Source organism: Halobacillus sp. BBL2006 (assembly GCF_000786645.1).
In the GTDB taxonomy this organism is placed as follows: Bacteria; Bacillota; Bacilli; order Bacillales; family Halobacillaceae; genus Halobacillus.
Window position 1 is genome coordinate 1 of the sequence record NZ_JRNX01000228.1, and the last position, 4,444, is coordinate 4,444.

Here is a 4,444-nt window from a genome sequence, read left to right on the forward strand (position 1 = left end):
TCATACGGCCCATCCTATTTCTATTTTTTCATATCTTTAATTAAGCTGTTTAAAATCAAATTGATTAATGAAATGATAATTGCTGCCAGGATCGCCATCCCGAATCCGTCGATTTCAAAGGTACTTCCTAAGAAGAAATCAGTTAAGGCAAGAGTAATCGCATTGATGACAAATAAGAACAGACCTAAGGAAAGCAGGGTGATCGGCAGCGTCAACACGACGAGGATCGGGCGGACGATTGCGTTCAAAATCGACAAAATGAAAGCGGCAAGAAGCGCACCACCTATCCCATCAATATGGATGGCTTGAAATAACGTCCCGACTGCAATAATTGCTACAGCATTCACAACAATATGAATCAACCAACTTTTCATTGTTCAACCTTCTTTCTATCAGAAACTCTTACTCACGAGTTTTAACGGTAACAGAACCGGTTTTTGTTTCGGCTTCAATATGAAAAGCTTGTTCATGCTCTTCAAATGCTTCAAATTCAAGAAGTTTATTTGCGACATCCTTTTTATCTTTCAAAATTTTATAATTTTCTAGATGGCAGTTTAGGCTTCCCATTTTTGACCTTAAGACTCCATCTATACGTCGCTCATGAGGCAGGCTCACTTTTACACTGCCCGCTGTCGTTTTGTAAAAACCAGTATGAGCCTTTTCTCCCTTATGTTCGACCGTAATACTCCCGCTTAATGCGGACACGTCGCTCTTTCCATAAAGACCAGAAAGGTTGACGGCTCCATTGATGGTATCCACTTCACACGTTTCAAGATCACCTTCCGCTAACGTGATGGCCCCATTCCCTGTTTCAATCTTACAAGTTTCACCACTTACTTGAGCGAGCTGAACTTTTCCGTTTGACGTTTTCAATTGGAAATGGTCACTATCAACCTGATTCAACCGAATTCCGCCATTGGTCAGTTTCGCCTTAATAAATTCGTACCGTTTTTTAGGAATGTTTAAGGTCACGGACGTTTTCATCTTCTTGGAAGGGCTTGCGAGACGAAGCAGTCCTGATTTAATAGAGAACTCTCCATCCGTTAGAAAACGCTCGCGCGCTTCCTCTTCCGATTTCACTTGATAGACTTTCACGTGATAAGAAGCTTTCACATGAGGTTCGTCCCACGTCTCAAGCTTAAGAGATCCGTTTGCGATTGAAATGTCGAGGTCATTAAAATCGCTTAGTTCTAACGTCTTTTCATAATCAAAGGAAACAGATTCTCCAAAAGAGAGATCGAAATCAACATTTTTAATCTTATCTACAGCATCACCTAGAAAATGTTTGATTCCATATTTGGACGAAGCTGCATCAGAGTTCTTTTTGTTATTTTCATCGACTGCTTCGAGAAGTTTTGCGCCTTCCTCTGCGTTTACTGTCCCGTCTTCAATCATTTTCAAGATTCTCATACGTTCTTTATTCATAGTCATTAACCACTCCTTTATTCATTAATACTGCATTCCCTGGCAAAAGGTTTCAAAAACACGATCCAAAAGAAAACACCCTGAAAGGATGGTGAGTCTTCCCAGGGTGGTGTAAATTTCCATTAAAATTTGTATTGATAAAAACGCTCCGTTTTTAAACGCTCCAATTGTTCTGATTGCTGATCTTGCGATTGAATCAAGCTCATCATTCCATCGGCTTGTGATAAATGAGCTTTAATGGCGGCAAGCTTCCGCTCCCAAAAAGGTTCGATATCATGTACGATTTCAGGCTGACCGAGATCGTCTTCATGGTTATTTGAAATGGCGTGCATCCAAACTTCCGGACGATGTTTTTCGTCGATGCGGCTTACTGCTTCCACTACAGCCGCACCTAAAGCATCATGGTCCGGGTGGACAGCGTATCCAGGATAATGGGTAATGACAGTCGTTGCCTCCAAGGATACAATTTTTTCTTTAAGGTATTCCGCCATTGGGTCGATGGGTTCGAACTCCAATGTCTTGTCCCGATATCCAAGATACTCTACTTCAATATCCAACTGTTTGGCAGCTTCTGCAAGCTCCTTCTTCCGGAAAGAAGAGAGAGATTCACGATTAGCGAATACAGGGTTACCCATATTCCTGCCCATTTCCCCTAACGTTCCGCACAGATAAGTGACTGGTACGCCTTCGTCTCTGAACTTAGAAATTGTTCCTGATGCTCCAAACGATTCATCATCTGGGTGAGGAAAAATGACGACAACATGCTGGTTACTCATCAGGATCAGCCTCATGGGAGAATGGCGTTTCACTGATTTCGAGCGCGACCATCAAACGGCCCTCGCGATCGTGACCTGCCATCAACAAACGATTTTTATCATCAATTTCAAAATCTGTTAATCCTTCTGCATACACCCAGCCGAGATCAAGCTTCAATCCGACCCGGTAAGAACCGCCTGTACTGACGATTTTTCCGTGTTGATACTTAACTTGCGCATTTCTAATAAATGCCCCAACATTGTATGCCTCTTCATCAAAATGGCTGGCATAAGCACCGTTCGTCGTTTCAAGGTGCACGTACACATCTTTATTCGATAACGCATTGATTTTGTCTTGAACTCTTTCTTGTATGATTGCTTCCACTATGAATTCCTCCCGTTCAACGCTTCTTGCTGCTCAGTAAATGGATCATCTCATAAAGTGACCGGAAGGGACTTCCCCCTCTTTTCATTCACTTTTTGTATCTTAAACGATACGGAAGTATCCTTCCTACGTCAAAATATTTACTTACTCGTTACCTTTTCTTTCGATTTCAACACTTTCTCCATCCGTTTACGATCGCGCTCTAGAACCGGCTTCAGATATTTTCCAGTGTAAGAATCGGAATGATCCGCGACTTGTTCTGGTGTACCACTAGCGATGATCTGTCCACCGTTATCTCCACCTTCTGGTCCAAGATCAAGGATGAAGTCGGCTTCTTTAATGACATCAAGATTGTGCTCAATAATCAAGACAGAATCACCATTCTCTACGAGTCGCTGAAGGACTTTCAACAGACGGGAAATATCATCGACATGGAGCCCTGTCGTCGGTTCATCAAGAATATAGAAGGACTTTCCGTTCGACCTGCGGTGCAATTCACTTGCCAATTTCACACGTTGAGCTTCCCCGCCAGAGAGTGTCGTCGCCGGCTGACCGAGCTTGATGTATTCAAGTCCAACATCCGCTACGGTTTGAAGTTTACGCTTTATCTTTGGAATGTTTGCGAAAAAGTCGAGAGCTTCTTCAATCGTCATCCCTAATACATCCGCGATACTTTTACCTTTATATTTAACTTCGAGTGTTTCACGGTTATATCGCTTTCCATCACACACTTCACATGGAACATAAACGTCCGGTAAGAAGTGCATTTCAATTTTGATGATTCCGTCTCCGCGGCAGGCTTCGCAGCGTCCACCTTTGACGTTGAAACTGAAACGGCCTTTTTTATAGCCGCGGATTTTAGCTTCATTCGTTTGAGCAAAAACATCTCTGATGTCATCGAAAACCCCTGTATAGGTTGCCGGATTGGATCTTGGTGTACGTCCGATCGGGGATTGGTCGATGTCGATGACCTTATCCAGCTGATCAATCCCTTCAATCGTTTCGTGTTTCCCTGGTTTTTGCTTCCCTTTATGAAGTTTCATCGATAAGGATTTATACAAGATTTCATTGATTAACGTACTCTTTCCTGATCCTGAAACACCGGTAACGGCTGTGAACAACCCTAGAGGAATTTTCGCATTCACTTTCTTCAGGTTGTTCTCTTCTGCTTTTTTAATTTCCAAGAAGCGTCCATCGGGTTTACGGCGCTCAGCCGGTAAAGGAATGAACTTCTTTCCTGACAAATATTGGCCGGTCAATGACTTACCGCTCTTCATAACTTGTTTCGGTGTCCCTTGAGTAACAATATCTCCCCCATGGGCTCCGGCTCCTGGTCCGATATCTATTAAATAATCGGCAGCAAGCATCGTGTCTTCATCGTGCTCCACAACAATAAGCGTATTATCCAAGTCTCTCATCCGCTTCAGTGTATTGATCAATCGATCGTTATCACGCTGGTGGAGACCGATAGAAGGCTCGTCAAGCACATAAAGCACACCTGTTAACGCAGAGCCAATTTGAGTCGCCAAACGGATTCGCTGGGCTTCCCCTCCTGAAAGTGTTCCAGCTGAGCGGGATAAAGTTAAATACTCCAAGCCGACATTGGCAAGAAAACTCAAGCGCTCACAGATTTCTTTAAGGATCATACGGGCGATTGTCTCTTCTTTTTCAGTCAGTTCAAGAGATTCAAAGAAGTCTTTCGCCTCTGTAACTGAGTAATCAGTCGTTTGACCGATGTGTTTCCCATTAATCAAAACAGCAAGAGCCTCTTCGTTAAGTCGGTTCCCTTTACATTTCGGGCAAGGCTTCTGTGCCATATACTTTTCCATCTGCTCCCGGATATAATCAGAACTTGTTTCCCTATAACGGCGGGAGATGT

5 protein-coding genes are annotated in these 4,444 nt (G+C 43.2%); all 5 read right to left on the reverse strand.

Annotation, left to right across the window (positions count from 1 at the left end):
- Nucleotides 1-20 precede the first annotated feature (20 nt).
- A complete protein-coding gene (locus LD39_RS07745; protein WP_035544830.1) occupies nucleotides 21-374 on the reverse strand; it encodes a phage holin family protein in 354 nt (117 codons plus the stop codon).
- Nucleotides 375-402: 28 nt separating this feature from the next.
- The gene (locus LD39_RS07750) at nucleotides 403-1,425 is read right to left on the reverse strand and encodes a DUF4097 family beta strand repeat-containing protein (protein WP_035544844.1); all 1,023 of its coding nucleotides are present in this window, start codon (nucleotides 1,423-1,425) and stop codon (nucleotides 403-405) included.
- Between the two features lie 122 nt (nucleotides 1,426-1,547).
- Nucleotides 1,548-2,201, reverse strand: a complete 654-nt coding sequence (gene bshB2 / locus LD39_RS07755) for a bacillithiol biosynthesis deacetylase BshB2 (protein WP_035544837.1) — start codon at nucleotides 2,199-2,201, stop codon at nucleotides 1,548-1,550.
- On the reverse strand, nucleotides 2,194-2,565 hold the full coding sequence (locus LD39_RS07760; RefSeq protein ID WP_035544842.1) for a YojF family protein: 372 nt from the start codon (nucleotides 2,563-2,565) through the stop codon (nucleotides 2,194-2,196). Before LD39_RS07760 ends, bshB2 begins: the two co-directional genes overlap by 8 nt.
- 140 nt (nucleotides 2,566-2,705) lie before the next feature.
- On the reverse strand, nucleotides 2,706-4,444 hold a 1,739-nt coding region (uvrA, locus tag LD39_RS07765), incomplete at its 5' end, for an excinuclease ABC subunit UvrA (RefSeq protein ID WP_035544846.1).